The sequence below is a fragment of the Pectobacterium carotovorum genome (assembly GCF_900129615.1).
Classification (GTDB): Bacteria; Pseudomonadota; Gammaproteobacteria; order Enterobacterales; family Enterobacteriaceae; genus Pectobacterium; species Pectobacterium carotovorum.
On record NZ_FQWI01000006.1, the window covers coordinates 1 to 14,320 of the forward strand.

Consider the following 14,320-nt stretch of genomic DNA (forward strand, 5'->3'; position numbering starts at 1 on the left):
GACTCGCCGAGCGAGACATTACCCGAGGGCGGTAAAAAAGAAGCCGCAACGTTACACGTTACGGCTACCTTCAAAAGCTTAACTGAAAAGCATTAGAGCCGCTGGCTCCCTATCTATTTTACTTGTCCGCTGGCTTACTGCGGTTTTGCGGACGCGGCGCGCGGCGTTGGCCTTCGCCACTGCCCTTACCACTATTACCTTTATTACCCCCCCACGGGCTATCGCTATTACCGCCCGCTTTACGCGGCTGGCGATTGCCATCGGCCGGCCGGCGTTCGCCCTGACTCTGGCTGCGCTCGGACTGACCGCGTGGCGCGCCAGACTGTGCGCGAGGAGATGCGTTACGTGCACCACCGCCGCCACCGCCACGGTTGCCCTGACGGCCATTCACAATCGGCTCTGCCTTGATGGACGGATCCGGCTCGTAGCCTTCGATAGCGATACGTGGAATCTCACGCTTCAACAGACGCTCGATGTCACGCAGCAGTTTGTGCTCATCCACACAGACCAGTGACAGCGCTTCACCCGTTGCTTCCGCACGACCGGTACGGCCAATACGGTGAACGTAATCTTCCGGCACGTTTGGCAGCTCATAGTTCACCACGTGCGGCAGTTGGTCGATATCCAGACCACGCGCGGCGATATCCGTGGCGACCAGCACGCGAATGCTGCCGTCTTTAAAGTTCGCCAGCGCACGAGTACGCGCCCCCTGACTTTTGTTACCGTGGATAGCCGCGGCAGTAATGCCGTCTTTTTCCAGCAGCTCGGCCAGGTGGTTAGCGCCGTGTTTGGTGCGGGTAAAGACCAGCACCTGCTGCCAGTTATTTTCACCAATCAACTGCGACAGCAGTTCACGCTTGCGGCGCTTATCAACAAAATGCACATGCTGCGTAACCAGTTCAGACGGCGTATTACGACGCACGACTTCAACCGAGGCTGGATTAGTCAGCAGCTTGTTCGCCAGCGCTTTGATCTCATCAGAGAAGGTCGCGGAGAACAGTAGGTTTTGACGCTTAGCAGGCAGCTTCGCCAGTACACGGCGAATGTCATGAATGAAGCCCATATCCAGCATGCGGTCCGCTTCATCCAGCACCAGAATTTCAATCTGTGACAGGTCAACGGCGCGCTGATGCTCCAGATCGAGCAGACGCCCCGGTGTCGCCACCAGAATATCTACGCCACCGCGCAGTTTCATCATCTGTGGGTTAATGCTCACCCCACCGAATACAACTAGTGAACGCAGGCTCAGATACTTGCTATACGCCTTCACATTTTCATCAATCTGCGCGGCCAGTTCACGGGTTGGTGTCAGGATCAGCGCGCGTACCGGACGGCGGCCTTTCCCTTTGTGCTGCGCTTCACGGCTGGTCAGCAATTGTAATAACGGCAGCGTAAAGCCCGCCGTTTTGCCCGTACCAGTTTGTGCGCTGGCCATTAAATCGCGCCCTTCCAGCACGACAGGAATCGCCTGACGCTGAACGGGAGTAGGATCGCGATAACCCTGCTCGTCAATCGCGCGCAGAATATCGGCACTCAGGCCGAGAGAATCAAATGACATAAAAAGAACAACTCCAGATCCGCTCTGACCGGACAGCAGCCGGTGTAGTTTTCAGAGGGTCAATAAGACGGGTTTGGCGGGCCACGATTAACGTAACAACTTACTTAACAATCTACGTAAAACAATGACATACGCACAACCACGGTGAACGAGCACAACTACGGTGCATGACTGCCGACGATTGTAGCAGAGATTCTGACCACTAAGGGATTTTTATCTACGTTAGCCCGTTTTTGTATGGCGAGCTTCCTGCCCGCCACCCTGTGGGCCGTCGCAAGCGACGTTGAAAAACGTTCCCTACGTTTTTTTAGTGGGACGCAGTAGCGGGCAGTTTTGGCAGTATTCCTGCGGCTGCGATGCCTTGTAATAAAAACAGCAGGTGCGGCGAAAGCGCACGTCACGAAAGTTCGCCGAACGCCCCGCGACGGGAACCCGCGTTTTCGCACGAAAGAACGGTTTCAGCGGGTTGTCATCACAGCCAAAGCGTTCGCCGGGCGCAGCCCGCAAGGCGTCGAAATCCTGCTGCACCTGTTGTGCCAGCGTCATTCCCGGCGAACAGGACGCCGCCGGATCGTCCCACTCAATGCGCTGCTCGTATAACGAAAACACCCGCACCGCGACGTTTTCCCACAGAATGCGCAGCGGCGCGCCCGACACCGTAGACAGCGTATGCAGGATCGGCGACAGGTGTTGAGCAAACAGCGTGTCGAACAGGCTATCGCGCCACGCGTCTCGTCGCCCCAGCTCCGGCTGGGACACCGTCAGATCGTAAAGCGGCATGGTCGATGTCCACAGGCCGTTGTGTCCGAATTCCAGCACGCTGTTATCCAGCGTCATGTTCAGCCCTTTGTTATACACCGACATGGCGTACAGGCTGGCGGCCGTGGTTAAGAAGCCAATGCGTTTCGCCAGCAGCGAAGCGGTAACCTTGATCGATGGCGACAGCAGCGGCGGCGTCAGCGTTTCCAGCAGCCAGCGGCAATACTCAGGATCCAACACCCTACGGCTCGGGCAACTCTCCTGCCCTGCCCGCTGTGAGGCATCCGTTAATTGCAGCGTGCCGGAGAGCATCGCCCACTGCTGTGCCGTCAGGCGGTTAGCCGACATCGATCACACGCTCCGCCGCTTCACGCCCAAACGGAATGCACAGCGGCGTGCCGAAGAACGGATCGTCAATGATGCGACAGTTCAGGTTAAACACCGTTTTTACCGTGGCTTCCGTGAGAATGTCACGCGGATTGCCCTGCGCAAACACCGTCCGGTTATGTACCGCCACCATGTGATGCGCGTAGCGACACGCCAGATTCAAATCATGCAGCACCATCACGATGGTTTTGTGCTGCTGAGCATTCAGTTCCCGCAACAAATCCAGCACTTCCATCTGATGCGCCAGATCGAGATAGGTCGTCGGTTCATCCAGCAGAACGATATCGGTATCCTGCGCCAGCGTCATCGCGATCCAGACGCGCTGGCGCTGCCCGCCGGACAGTGAATCCACCGCCCGATCCTTTAATGCCAGCACGCCAGTGCTGCGCAATGCCTGAAGCACTTTTTCTTCATCCGTTGCCGACCACTGCTTCAACCATGACTGATGCGGGTAGCGCCCCATCTTCACCAGTTGATAGACCGTCAGGCCTTCCGGCGCGGTCGGCGTTTGTGGAAGAATCGCCAGTGACTTCGCCACCTCAACGGTGGACTGCCGATGAATATCCGCCCCGTTGACAATAATCGTCCCACTCGTGGGTTTCAGCAGGCGGGCAAACGACTTCAATAACGTGCTCTTGCCACAGCCGTTACTGCCCACCAACACCGAAATTTTCTGGGCGGGCAGTGTGATATCCAGCGCATCAATCACGACCTGTTTTTCATAACTCAGCGTTAGCGACTGGCTGGCAATCGCTTCTCGGTCAGTTGGGGGGACGTGTGTTGGCAACACATTCTCTAGCATCATCTTGCGATCTCAGTAACGTTGCCGAAGCAGTAAATAGATAAAGAAAGGCGTCCCAAGCACGGAGATAAAAATACCAGCAGGCAGATCCAGCGGTAAGAACGCAGTGCGGCCAATCAAATCGGCCACCATCACCAGTAACCCGCCCGTCAGCGCCGACACCAACGCCAGTCCAGGGAATGAACGGCTCGCCAACTTTTTCGCAATATGCGGGGCCAGCAGGCCAACAAACGCCATCGCGCCCGCATAGGCAATCGCCGCTCCTGCCAGCGCGACGCTCAGCGTCAACAGCGCGAGCCGGATACGCCCGACAGATTGCCCGACACCGCAGGCCAGCGTGTCATCCAGCTCATGCACATTAACGTGTCGCGCCAGCCCCACCAGAAACGGCGCACCGAGCAGCAGCCAGCCCGCCAGCGCAGATACATGCTGCCACTGTGCGCCATAAATGCTGCCCGTCAGCCAGACATAGGCCGTCAGCGTGGTACCTATCGGGCTAAACACCAGCATCATGGTCACCGCTGCGCCCATAATGGCAGACAGACCAACGCCGACCAATACCAGCCGCAGCGGCGATGCACCTTGTTTCCAGGCCAGCAGATAGATGGCGACAGCGGTGATCCACGCCCCGCCCATCGCTGCCACAGGGAGCCAGCGCTGGCTTATCGCCGTCGCCAGAAACGAGAGGAAGAACACCGCCGCTGCCGATGCGCCGCTGGTAATCCCCAGAATATCCGGCGAGGCCAGCGGATTACGCACAATGCTTTGCAGAATCAAGCCGGATATCGCCAGCGCGCCGCCCACTAGCAGCGCCAGCAGCGCACGTGGCAACCGCAGGTCGTTGACGATAAAGTGCACGCCGCTGTCTGCTTTTCCCAGCAACGCCGACATCACCTGAGCGGGCGACAGCACTACCTCGCCCAACGACAGCGAGAGGAACACGACGGCTAACAGTACCAGCAGCAGCGACAACGCTACCGCAGACGTGCGGCGATCAATCTGGCGCGATACCCTTCCCACGCGCACGGTATATACCTTACCCATGCCGCATTCCTCTTCTCGCCAGATAAATGAAGAAGGGCGCCCCCAGCAGCGCGGTCATTGCCCCGACAGGCACTTCCTGCGGCACGATCAGCAGACGCGAGGCGACATCAGCCAGCAGCAACAGCGTGGCACCGAAAATAGCGCAGCCGGGCAGCAGCCAGCGGTGATCGGCAGACAGCACGCGGCGCACAATATGCGGCACGATCAGCCCGACAAAGCCGATATTTCCAGCTATCGCCACCGCGCCGCCCGCCAGCCCGATCACGCACAGCCCGGACAGCGCACGCACCAGCGCCGTTCGCTGTCCCAGCCCTTTGGCGATCTCGTCGCCTGCCACCAGGATATTCAGGTGACGCGCCAGCAGCAGCGCTAGCAATAGCGCGATAACAAAGTACGGCAGGAGCGGTAACAGCATCGACAGACTACGGCCGGACACCGACCCGGCCAGCCAGAACAGCATGCTGTCCAGCCCGTCCTGATTGATCACCAGCAACGCCTGCGTAAACGAAATAAACAGTGCGCTAATGGCGGCTCCGGCCAGCACAATGCGTAAGTGGCTAGAACGAGCGTTGCCCAGCGTTCCCAACACGTACACCATGACGCCAGCAACGGCCGCGCCCAGATAGGCCGTCCATGCCAGCGCGATCTGCGAGGAAAAGGTAAATAGCGAAGACAGCAGGACGATGGCAAACATGGCTCCCGCATTAATGCCAAATATCCCCGGCGAGGCCAGCGGGTTGCGCGTCAGCGCCTGCATTAGCGCACCGGCAACGGCAAGGCTGGCACCGACAACGATGGCAATCACCGTCCGCGACAGGCGGGTCGTCAGCACCAAAATGTGATCGACCTGCTGCGGATCGTAATGGAATAGCGCGTTGAACACGGCGCTAAATGAAATCGTCGACTGCCCCAGCATCAGGCTGGCGACGATACTCAGCAGCAGCAATACGACACCCACTGCCGTCACGATGCACTGTCTCATCGCGTCTGACTCTCCTTGGTGATATCGGTTTTTTTACCCACGGTCTCAGCTTTGCCAGCAAACTGCCGTTCGATATCATCCAGCATATTATTCGCGCCCAAAATACCACCAGACAGGCTCCAGGCTACGTTATCCACCGGATAAACCTGTTGCTGCTGAGGCGCATGCAGCCGCTGCCAGAGCGGATGAGCCTGCCAGTCACGATAGTTCTGCGCTACCGCAGGCTTGTCTGACCGCAGCAAAACAAAGAACAGATCGGCATCCACCACCGGAATGCTCTCTTTGCTCGTAAGCTTTTGCATCACACCCGCCGTATAGCTTTCCGGCCGCGACCAGACAAAACCAATTTCCGACAGCACCGATCCAGCAAAGCTGGCGGGCAGATAGGTACGCAGGTGATCTTCACGGAATTCAAGAATAGACACGCTGAGCGGCCAGCGTTCGCCAAACCGGGCTTTCAGCCTGTCGCGCAGGGAATCCACGCGCCGATCCCAATGGGATAAAATCTCGTTCGCCTTATCTTCCCGATTCAGCGCTACGCCCATCATCTGCACCGTTTCTTTAAATTCAGACACCCTGTCCAGCGCAATTGTCGGCGCGATCTGCGACAGCAGACCGTAGATTTTCTCATGCCGAAACGTAGACGCCACGATGAGGTCAGGTTTGAGTAGCGCGATGGTTTCCAGACTGGGCTGCGTTTCCAGTCCAACCTGCGTGACGCCCTGCAAGGCGGGGCGAAGGTAGCGATAAATCGGCTTTTCCGTCCACGATTCCACCACGCCAATCGGCTTGATTCCCAGCGCGACGGCAGAGTCCGTCGCGCCCTGAAACAGCGTCACGATACGCAGCGGTGTCCCTGTTACCGTAGTCACGCCCAGCGCGTGCCGAATCTGACGCGGCGACTCAGATGCCTGCGCCAACGTCACCAGCAGAAAAGACAACAACACGGCCAGCGCAAAACGCGGTCGTGTTGCTGAATTGAGGACGGAATTAAATCGGTTAAGCTTAGAAATCAATCGAATAACCCAGCGTCACCGTGCGTCCACGCCCAGAGAAATAGCGCGTGTTGTTATTGAGCGCAGCCTGTGAGTAATACGTAATGTATTGCTTATCCAGCAGGTTAGCCACCGCAACATTGAGTCGGCCATACGGCAGTTTGTACCCCACGGCAGCATCCATCAGCAGGTAGCCGTCAAACGCCATGCCCGCATCGTCAAAGCTGCGGCCAAAGGCGTAATTTGTCTGCACGAATGAGCTCCATTGGTCATTCCAATTCGCTGACCAGCTTGTGATAAGGCGATCCGGTGCGATATTCAAGCCGTTGAATTTCTTATCCACCTTACCATCGCCATTGCTGTCATACTTCCCCTCGCTATGGGCATAAGAAGCATTAATTTTATGCTGCTCGTTAATTTGGTAGCCAGCACTGACTTCTACCCCACGGATCTGGGTACGCTGACGTTGGGACACAAAGACATCACCTTGTGCCAGAACGCGTTCGCCCAGTTTTGATTTGGACTCATAGTAGCTGGCTTCAAAGTCAAATTTATCACGCTTAAAGCGGAAACCTGTCTCTACGTTATCCGTCACAATCGGCTTAAAGCCGTCAAAATTTTTCAGGCTAATACCGGGTTGATCAATGGCACGCAACGCACGACCCACATCCGGCATGCCGAATCCTTCCGAGTAGTTGGCAAACAGGCTGAGTGAATCCGTCGCGGCATAGACGATACCGGCGTTATACAGTGTCTCATTAAATTTCGGACTCCCCCCTGCTACGGATACACTATTATCTGCCTGAGAGGCCGTACTGGAGGCCAGCGTTCGATAATCATTAACCTGAAGCTTGGCAATTTCATGGCGTACGCCCGCGTGCAATGTAACGTTATCCAGCAGTTGATATTCAGCCTGAACAAACGGTGAATAGTTGGTGTATTCCATCTCCGGCACATAGGTACGCTTGGTCAGATAGAGATCCTGCTTGCCCTTATCGTACAGCGTATCGAAACCCACCGTGACTTTCAGCGTATCATCCAGCAAATCGTCTTTAGTCAGCGCCAGCTTGGTGCCGTACTTATTGGCAACGGAGCGGGACTGATCGTACAGCGTATTTAGAGGAGCAATGGAGGTATCCTGAAAGGTATCCGACAGGGTTGCACCAAACAGTGCCTCATAGCGCTGATTAAACACCAGCGCGGACAGTTTCATCCCTGCCAGATCGTGGTGTTCGTAGGTTAATCCCGTTGTCCAGATACTGTTATTCGGCGCTTCACCCGGTGGCGTACCGCGTACCGACGTGGTAGGAATACCGAGCCTGCGCACGCCGTCAACGCTAAGGTAGTCATTGTCACCTTTGATATGATAGCGGTTCACGCTCAGTTGAACGCGCTGATAGTCATCCAGCCAGTAGCCGACTTTCGCTAACAGGTCGTAAGAGCGGGAGTCCATGGTGTCACCCTGCGTGTTATCCACGCCGACAGGGCGATTGTTACCGTCCAGATACAGCCCCTGATTCTCATAGCCAATCGCGAACAGGTAGTCGAGATAATCTTCACGTCCGTCGACCCGATAGGTGGTTTTATAGCTGGCAGTTTCACCGCGAATTTTCTCCGTCGGGATCGTGGTTTGCACATTGATGTGCTGATTAAATGAGCCGTTTTCCGGGCGACGGGTAATGATGTTAATCACCCCACCTGTCGCCCCCATGCCGTTGGTCGCGTTGGCACCGTGGATGACTTCAATACGCTCGACCATCGAGTAGTCTATCGTGTGCATCTCACGCCCGGTCGGACGCAGCGGGTTGGATTGGGGAATGCCGTCGATCATCACCAGCGCCGCACGGCCGCGGAAGGTTTCACCGCTGCCGCTCATTTTCTGCCGGCTGGGGGAGAACGAAGGCAGCAGATTGCTCAGAATTTGCGATGAGTCGGAGGTGACCTGCATCTGCTGCTCAATTTGCTCTTTAGTAATCACGGTGACCACCTGCGGCGCTTTCTGCTGCTGGATATTCGAGCGTGAGGCAGTAATCACCATCTCATCGCCGCTCGCCTCATCCTTTTTGGTCGTGTCATCCTGTGCATACGCCGGAGCAATCAGCACGCATGGCATCAGTGCGAGTAAAGTACGCATCTGGTTCACTGTCCTTCCCCTTTGGTTATGTATCCAACCGTGAATAAAAGTCATTACCGGTGACGGGTGGCTTATCTAAAAAACAGGCACCGCGACACGGACAAAAAAATGCCAAAATGCTTCGTTTCACGCGAAACATCTTGGCGGGTTATGATCGGTTCAGGCATTGAATGCAGGGATTTTCACTCTATACGCCGCGCCAGTGCTGCCAGATCACTATATCGGTGCAATAAACATGTAATTGCTAATAACAATTATTATCATTCAACGGAATAAATTACAATTTTTTCTAATTCCTTCCATTTTTTTAACAAAATAAAGGCGTTACGCCAGATAACGTCGGTATTGCGCAAAAACCTCGACCGGATGTAACGCATTTTTGTGAACTCGATCACTCTAAATCGTCATAAACCCCTGTAACCCGTCATATGATTAATAACCTTCAGAAATAAGAGACGACCTGCCCTCTTAACGGCCTGCGGGATCGCTACCGCCGACAAGCACACCGCTGATAAACAAGGAACTATGCTTGATAAACAAGGAACTATGCGTGATGAACAAGAGAAAACTGGCGTTCGCCGCCCTCGTCCTTATCCTGCTCGGCGTGGGTTACGGCTTTTATCACCACCATCAGCAGCAGGAAAAACCGCTCACGCTCTACGGCAATATCGATATCCGCACCGTCAATCTGGCCTTTCGCGTCGGCGGCAGAGTGGCCGAGCTGAACGTAGATGAAGGCGATGCCGTACAGGCAGGCCAGCCGCTGGCAACGCTCGATGCCGCGCCTTACCTGAATGCACAAAACCAGGCACAGGCGAATCTCGCCAGCGCGCAAGCACAGCTTCAGCTTGCACAGGAAGGCTACCGGCAGGAAGAGATCGCGCAGGTGCGATCTCAGGTTGTCCAGAGTCAGGCGGCCTATGATTACGCCAACAGCTTCTACCAGCGTCAGCAAGGGCTGTGGGACAAACGCGCCATTTCCGCCAACATGCTGGACGATGCCAGAACGACGCGCAATCAAGCGCTTGCGACGCTACAGGCGGCGAAAGACAAGCTGAGCCAGTTCGAAAGCGGTAACCGACCGCAGGAAATTGCCGCTGCGCAGGCAGCGGTGGCACAGGCCGAAGCCGGACTGGCTCAGGCGGAACTGAATAAGCAGGATACCGAACTGCTTGCACCGTCTCCCGGCGTGATCCTCACTCGCGCCGCCGAAAAAGGCAGTATGTTGGCATCCGGCAGTACCGTTTTCACCCTTTCCCTCACTCGCCCGGTTTGGGTTCGCGCCTACGTGAGCGAGAAAGATCTCGGCCGCGTCGTGCCCGGTAGTCAAATGCTGATTTACACCGATGGCCGCCCCAGCCAGCCCTATCGCGGTAAAGTCGGTTTTGTCTCCCCCAGCGCCGAATTCACGCCGAAAAGTGTCGAAACGGAAGATCTCCGCACCGATCTCGTTTACCGACTGCGCATTGTTGTTACCGATCCCGATGATGGATTACGGCAAGGGATGCCGGTCACGCTGCGTTTTGAGGATGCGCACACTGGAGATGCCAGTCGCGCCAACGAGCCCGTTCGTCATGACTAATGCTTCCACGCAGATTGCGTTGGACGGGCTGGAAAAACGCTTCGCCGGACAGGAAAAGCCCGCACTCGCCAGCCTTACTGCCGAGATACGCAGCGGCGCGGTTACCGGATTAGTTGGCCCCGACGGCGCAGGTAAAACCACCCTGCTGCGCATGCTGGCAGGATTATTAACACCCAGCCACGGAACTCTGCGCGTGGCGAATCTGGATCCCATCAAAGAGGATCGCCAACTCCATGCCATTTTGGGCTATATGCCGCAAAAATTCGGCCTGTATGAAGATCTGACGGTGATGGAAAACCTGACGCTGTATGCCGATTTGCGCGGTATCACCGGCGATGTGCGCAAAGAAACCTTTGACCGCTTGCTGTCATTTACCGATCTGACCCGCTTTACCGACAGGCTGGCAGGCAAACTGTCTGGCGGTATGAAACAAAAGTTAGGGCTAGCCTGTACGCTGCTGGGGCAGCCTAAGGTGCTTCTGCTGGATGAACCGGGCGTGGGCGTCGACCCGATCTCTCGCCGCGAACTGTGGCACATGGTGCACGAACTGGCCGACGACGGCATGTTGATCCTGTGGAGCACATCTTACCTCGATGAGGCGGAGCAGTGTCGGGATGTGCTACTGCTGAACGAGGGCGAACTGCTGTATCGCGGTGCGCCGCGCGATCTGACCGCACGCATGGCGGGGCGCTGTATTTTGATTGATACCGGCGATCGCCGACATCGGGATGTATTGCAGGAAGCGCTGCGCCTGCCACAGGTCAGCGACGGCGTGATTCAGGGGCAGTACGTCAGGTTGATGCTGAAACCCGACGCGGATCGAACATCGTTGCTCTCCGCCTTGCATCTGGAAGCTGGCAGCCTGCACGACACCGATCCGCGCTTTGAAGATGCTTTTATCGACCTGTTGGGCGGTGGCCCGGCCAGTGATTCATCACTGGCGAGCATCATGCCGCAGATTGACGTCAGCGGCGGTGAAACGGTGATTGAAGCCCAGGCGCTGACGAAAAAATTTGGTGATTTCGCTGCAACCGATCACGTCAGTTTTCAGGTGAAGCGAGGAGAAATCTTCGGCCTGCTCGGTCCGAACGGCGCGGGAAAATCGACCACCTTCAAGATGATGTGCGGCCTGCTGGTGCCGACTGACGGCAAGGCTCTGGTGCTCGACATGGATCTGAAAACCAGCTCCGGTAAAGCCCGTCAGCATTTGGGTTACATGGCGCAAAAGTTCTCGCTTTACGGCAACCTGACCGTCGAACAGAATCTGCGATTTTTCTCCGGCGTCTATGGGCTTAAGGGCAAAGCGCAGCGCGATAAAATGGCAGGAATGACTGACGCCTTCAACTTTCAACCGATTTATCGCCAAACGCCAGATGCCCTGCCGTTGGGATTCAAGCAGCGGCTGGCGCTGGCCTGCGCGCTGATGCACGAACCCGACATTTTGTTTCTCGACGAACCGACCTCCGGCGTCGATCCGCTCACCCGACGCGAGTTCTGGATACACATCAACGGCATGGTCAATCGCGGCGTCACGGTGATGGTCACCACCCACTTCATGGACGAAGCCGAATACTGCGACCGCATCGGGCTGGTGTATCGCGGCAAGCTGATCGCCAGCGGTACGCCGGACGAATTGAAGCATCAGGCAGCCAGCGCACAGATGCCATCGCCGACGATGGAGGAAGCCTTTATCGCGCTGATTCAGGCGTACGACGGGGAGGCGGAACATGCTTGAACAGAATAGATCCGAGCAGGATAAAACGAGCCAGCGCGGCAGCACGCACTTCTCCACGCGTCGCCTGCGGGCGCTGTGCCTGAAAGAGACGCGCCAAATCTTGCGCGACCCCAGCAGCGGGTTGATTGCGTTTGTGATTCCGCTGCTGTTGCTGTTTATCTTTGGCTACGGCATCAATCTGGACTCCAGCCGCCTGCACGTCGGTATCCTGATGGAGCAGCAGAGCGAAGACGCGCGCGATCTGGCGAATACTTTCGCGGCCTCGCCGTTTATCGCGCCGACCATCAGTAATAATCGTCAGCATCTGATTCAACAGATGCAGGCCGGCAGCATTCGCGGGCTGATCGTCATCCCCACTGACTTTGCCGAACGGCTGGCGCGGCCGGGCGATCGCGCGCCGATCCAGGTCATCACCGACGGCAGCGAACCTAACACGGCGAATTTTGTGCAGGGGTACGCGGAAGGCATCTGGCTACTTTGGCAACAGCAGCGGGCGGAAGATCGCGGTTATACCTTCGAGCAGCTTATTGAGGTGCAATCGCGCTACTGGTTTAATCCGGCCGCCATCAGCCAGCATTTCATCATTCCCGGCGCGATTACCATCATCATGACGGTGATTGGTGCAATTCTCACCTCACTGGTGATCGCCCGCGAATGGGAGCGTGGGACGATGGAGGCGCTGCTCTCTACGCAGGTAACCCGTGCCGAGCTGCTGCTGTCCAAACTCATTCCTTATTACTTTCTCGGCATGATTGCCATGACGCTGTGTATTCTGGTGTCGACCTTCATCATGCAGGTACCCTATCGCGGTTCGCTGATTTTGTTGTTTGTTATCAGCAGCCTGTTTCTTGCCAGCACGCTGGGCATGGGGCTGCTCATCTCCACCCTCACCCGCAACCAGTTCAACGCCGCAATGGTGGCGCTAAATGCCGCATTTCTGCCGGCTATCATGCTGTCTGGCTTTATTTTTGAAATCGACAGCATGCCGGAATTTGTCCGCGGCGTGTCGTACCTCATCCCGGCACGTTATTTTGTCAGCACGCTGCAAACGCTGTTTCTCGCGGGAAATATCGGTACGGTGCTGATGACTAACCTGCTGTTTCTGATTCTCTCCGCGATAGTCTTTATTGGCCTGACGGCCTGGCAAACCCGGCGCAGGCTGGATTAGGGAGCCACTATGCTACATCGTCTGTGGACGTTGATTATCAAGGAACTGCAATCGCTGCTGCGCGATCCGCAAACACGCTCCATTCTGGTGTTGCCCGTCATTCTTCAGGTTTCCCTGTTCCCTTTCGCTGCGACGCTCGACGTGACCAACGCGACCATTGCGATTTACAGCGAGGATAACGGGCCGCATGCAATAGAGCTGACGCAGCGCTTTGCCAAGGCAAAATCCTTTTCTCACGTGCTGATGCTGCACCACTCGCAGGATATTGCACCGACGCTGGATAACCAGCGCGCGCTTCTCATCCTGCGCTTTCCCCCGCAGTTCTCGCGCGATATCGCCAGCGGGAACAGTACATCGCTCCAGCTTATTCTGGACGGCAGGCGCTCAAACAGCGCGCAGATCGCCGCCAACGATGTGCAGCACATCGTACGGGATTATCAGTTGGAATTGCTGGCGGCAAGACCGGCTCAAAACGCCGCCACTCAGAACCATTCAAATCCAAACAACAGCGAGCTGGTGGTGCGCCACTGGTATAACCCGAATTTGGACTACAAATGGTTTGTGGTGCCGTCACTGATTGCCATGATCGCCACTATTGGCGTGCTGATTGTCACCGCGCTTTCCGTGGCACGTGAGCGGGAACAGGGTACGTTGGAACAGCTGCTGGTTTCGCCGCTGTCCACCAGCCAGATCTTTATTGGCAAAGCCATCCCCGCGCTGATTGTCGCCACGTTTCAGGCCACCATTGTGCTGCTGGCGGGCATATTGATTTTCCATATCCCCTTCGCCGGATCGCTGCTGCTGTTTTACACCACGATGCTGATCTATGGCCTGTCGCTGGTGGGCTTTGGCCTGCTGATTTCCTCGCTCTGTTCAACGCAGCAGCAGGCGTTTATCGGCGTGTTCGTTTTCCTGATGCCCGCGATTCTGCTTTCCGGCTATGTGTCACCGGTTGAGAACATGCCGATCTGGTTGCAGCACATCACCTGGGTTAACCCGATTCGTCACTTCACCGACATCACCAAGCAGATTTACCTCAAGGATGCAGATTTCAGCATTATCTGGGGCAGTCTATGGCCGCTGTTCATCATCACGCTAACCACCGGCTCGGCAGCCTACGCCATTTTTAGACGGAATATTGCGTAACAGCAGGTGAGAGGAAATAGTAGGTAGG

11 protein-coding genes are annotated in these 14,320 nt (G+C 56.3%); 4 read left to right on the plus strand and 7 right to left on the minus strand.

What is annotated here, in order from left to right:
• Positions 1 to 118: 118 nt before the first annotated feature.
• The 7 genes from rhlE to BUB06_RS13100 all read right to left on the minus strand — a co-directional run bounded on the left by rhlE (position 119) and on the right by BUB06_RS13100 (position 8,661).
• A complete protein-coding gene (gene rhlE / locus BUB06_RS13070) occupies positions 119 to 1,558 on the minus strand; it encodes an ATP-dependent RNA helicase RhlE (RefSeq protein WP_039473404.1) in 1,440 nt (479 codons plus the stop codon).
• 297 nt (positions 1,559 to 1,855) lie between these two features.
• The gene (locus BUB06_RS13075; RefSeq protein ID WP_039473408.1) at positions 1,856 to 2,665 is read right to left on the minus strand and encodes an IucA/IucC family C-terminal-domain containing protein; all 810 of its coding nucleotides are present in this window, start codon (positions 2,663 to 2,665) and stop codon (positions 1,856 to 1,858) included.
• Complete coding sequence (locus BUB06_RS13080) at positions 2,655 to 3,506, minus strand: ABC transporter ATP-binding protein (protein WP_039473872.1); 852 nt, start codon at positions 3,504 to 3,506, stop codon at positions 2,655 to 2,657. The genes BUB06_RS13075 and BUB06_RS13080 overlap by 11 nt, the downstream gene beginning before the upstream one ends.
• A gap of 12 nt (positions 3,507 to 3,518) precedes the next feature.
• A complete protein-coding gene (locus tag BUB06_RS13085) occupies positions 3,519 to 4,550 on the minus strand; it encodes a FecCD family ABC transporter permease (protein ID WP_039473411.1) in 1,032 nt (343 codons plus the stop codon).
• Complete coding sequence (locus BUB06_RS13090) at positions 4,543 to 5,532, minus strand: FecCD family ABC transporter permease (protein WP_039473414.1); 990 nt, start codon at positions 5,530 to 5,532, stop codon at positions 4,543 to 4,545. Before BUB06_RS13090 ends, BUB06_RS13085 begins: the two co-directional genes overlap by 8 nt.
• Positions 5,529 to 6,548, minus strand: a complete 1,020-nt coding sequence (locus tag BUB06_RS13095) for an ABC transporter substrate-binding protein (protein ID WP_039473416.1) — start codon at positions 6,546 to 6,548, stop codon at positions 5,529 to 5,531. The genes BUB06_RS13090 and BUB06_RS13095 overlap by 4 nt, the downstream gene beginning before the upstream one ends.
• Positions 6,538 to 8,661, minus strand: a complete 2,124-nt coding sequence (locus tag BUB06_RS13100; protein ID WP_039473874.1) for a TonB-dependent receptor — start codon at positions 8,659 to 8,661, stop codon at positions 6,538 to 6,540. The genes BUB06_RS13095 and BUB06_RS13100 overlap by 11 nt, the downstream gene beginning before the upstream one ends.
• Positions 8,662 to 9,214: 553 nt before the next feature.
• On the opposite strand from BUB06_RS13100, the gene hlyD reads away from it, so the two are divergent.
• The 4 genes from hlyD to BUB06_RS13120 are packed head-to-tail and all read left to right on the plus strand — an operon-like array spanning position 9,215 to position 14,292.
• The gene (gene hlyD, locus BUB06_RS13105; protein WP_039473419.1) at positions 9,215 to 10,243 is read left to right on the plus strand and encodes a secretion protein HlyD; all 1,029 of its coding nucleotides are present in this window, start codon (positions 9,215 to 9,217) and stop codon (positions 10,241 to 10,243) included.
• On the plus strand, positions 10,236 to 11,978 hold the full coding sequence (locus tag BUB06_RS13110) for an ATP-binding cassette domain-containing protein (protein WP_039473422.1): 1,743 nt from the start codon (positions 10,236 to 10,238) through the stop codon (positions 11,976 to 11,978). The genes hlyD and BUB06_RS13110 overlap by 8 nt, the downstream gene beginning before the upstream one ends.
• The gene (locus tag BUB06_RS13115) at positions 11,971 to 13,146 is read left to right on the plus strand and encodes an ABC transporter permease (protein WP_039473424.1); all 1,176 of its coding nucleotides are present in this window, start codon (positions 11,971 to 11,973) and stop codon (positions 13,144 to 13,146) included. Before BUB06_RS13110 ends, BUB06_RS13115 begins: the two co-directional genes overlap by 8 nt.
• 9 nt (positions 13,147 to 13,155) lie before the next feature.
• A complete protein-coding gene (locus BUB06_RS13120) occupies positions 13,156 to 14,292 on the plus strand; it encodes an ABC transporter permease (protein ID WP_039473426.1) in 1,137 nt (378 codons plus the stop codon).
• Positions 14,293 to 14,320 lie beyond the last annotated feature (28 nt).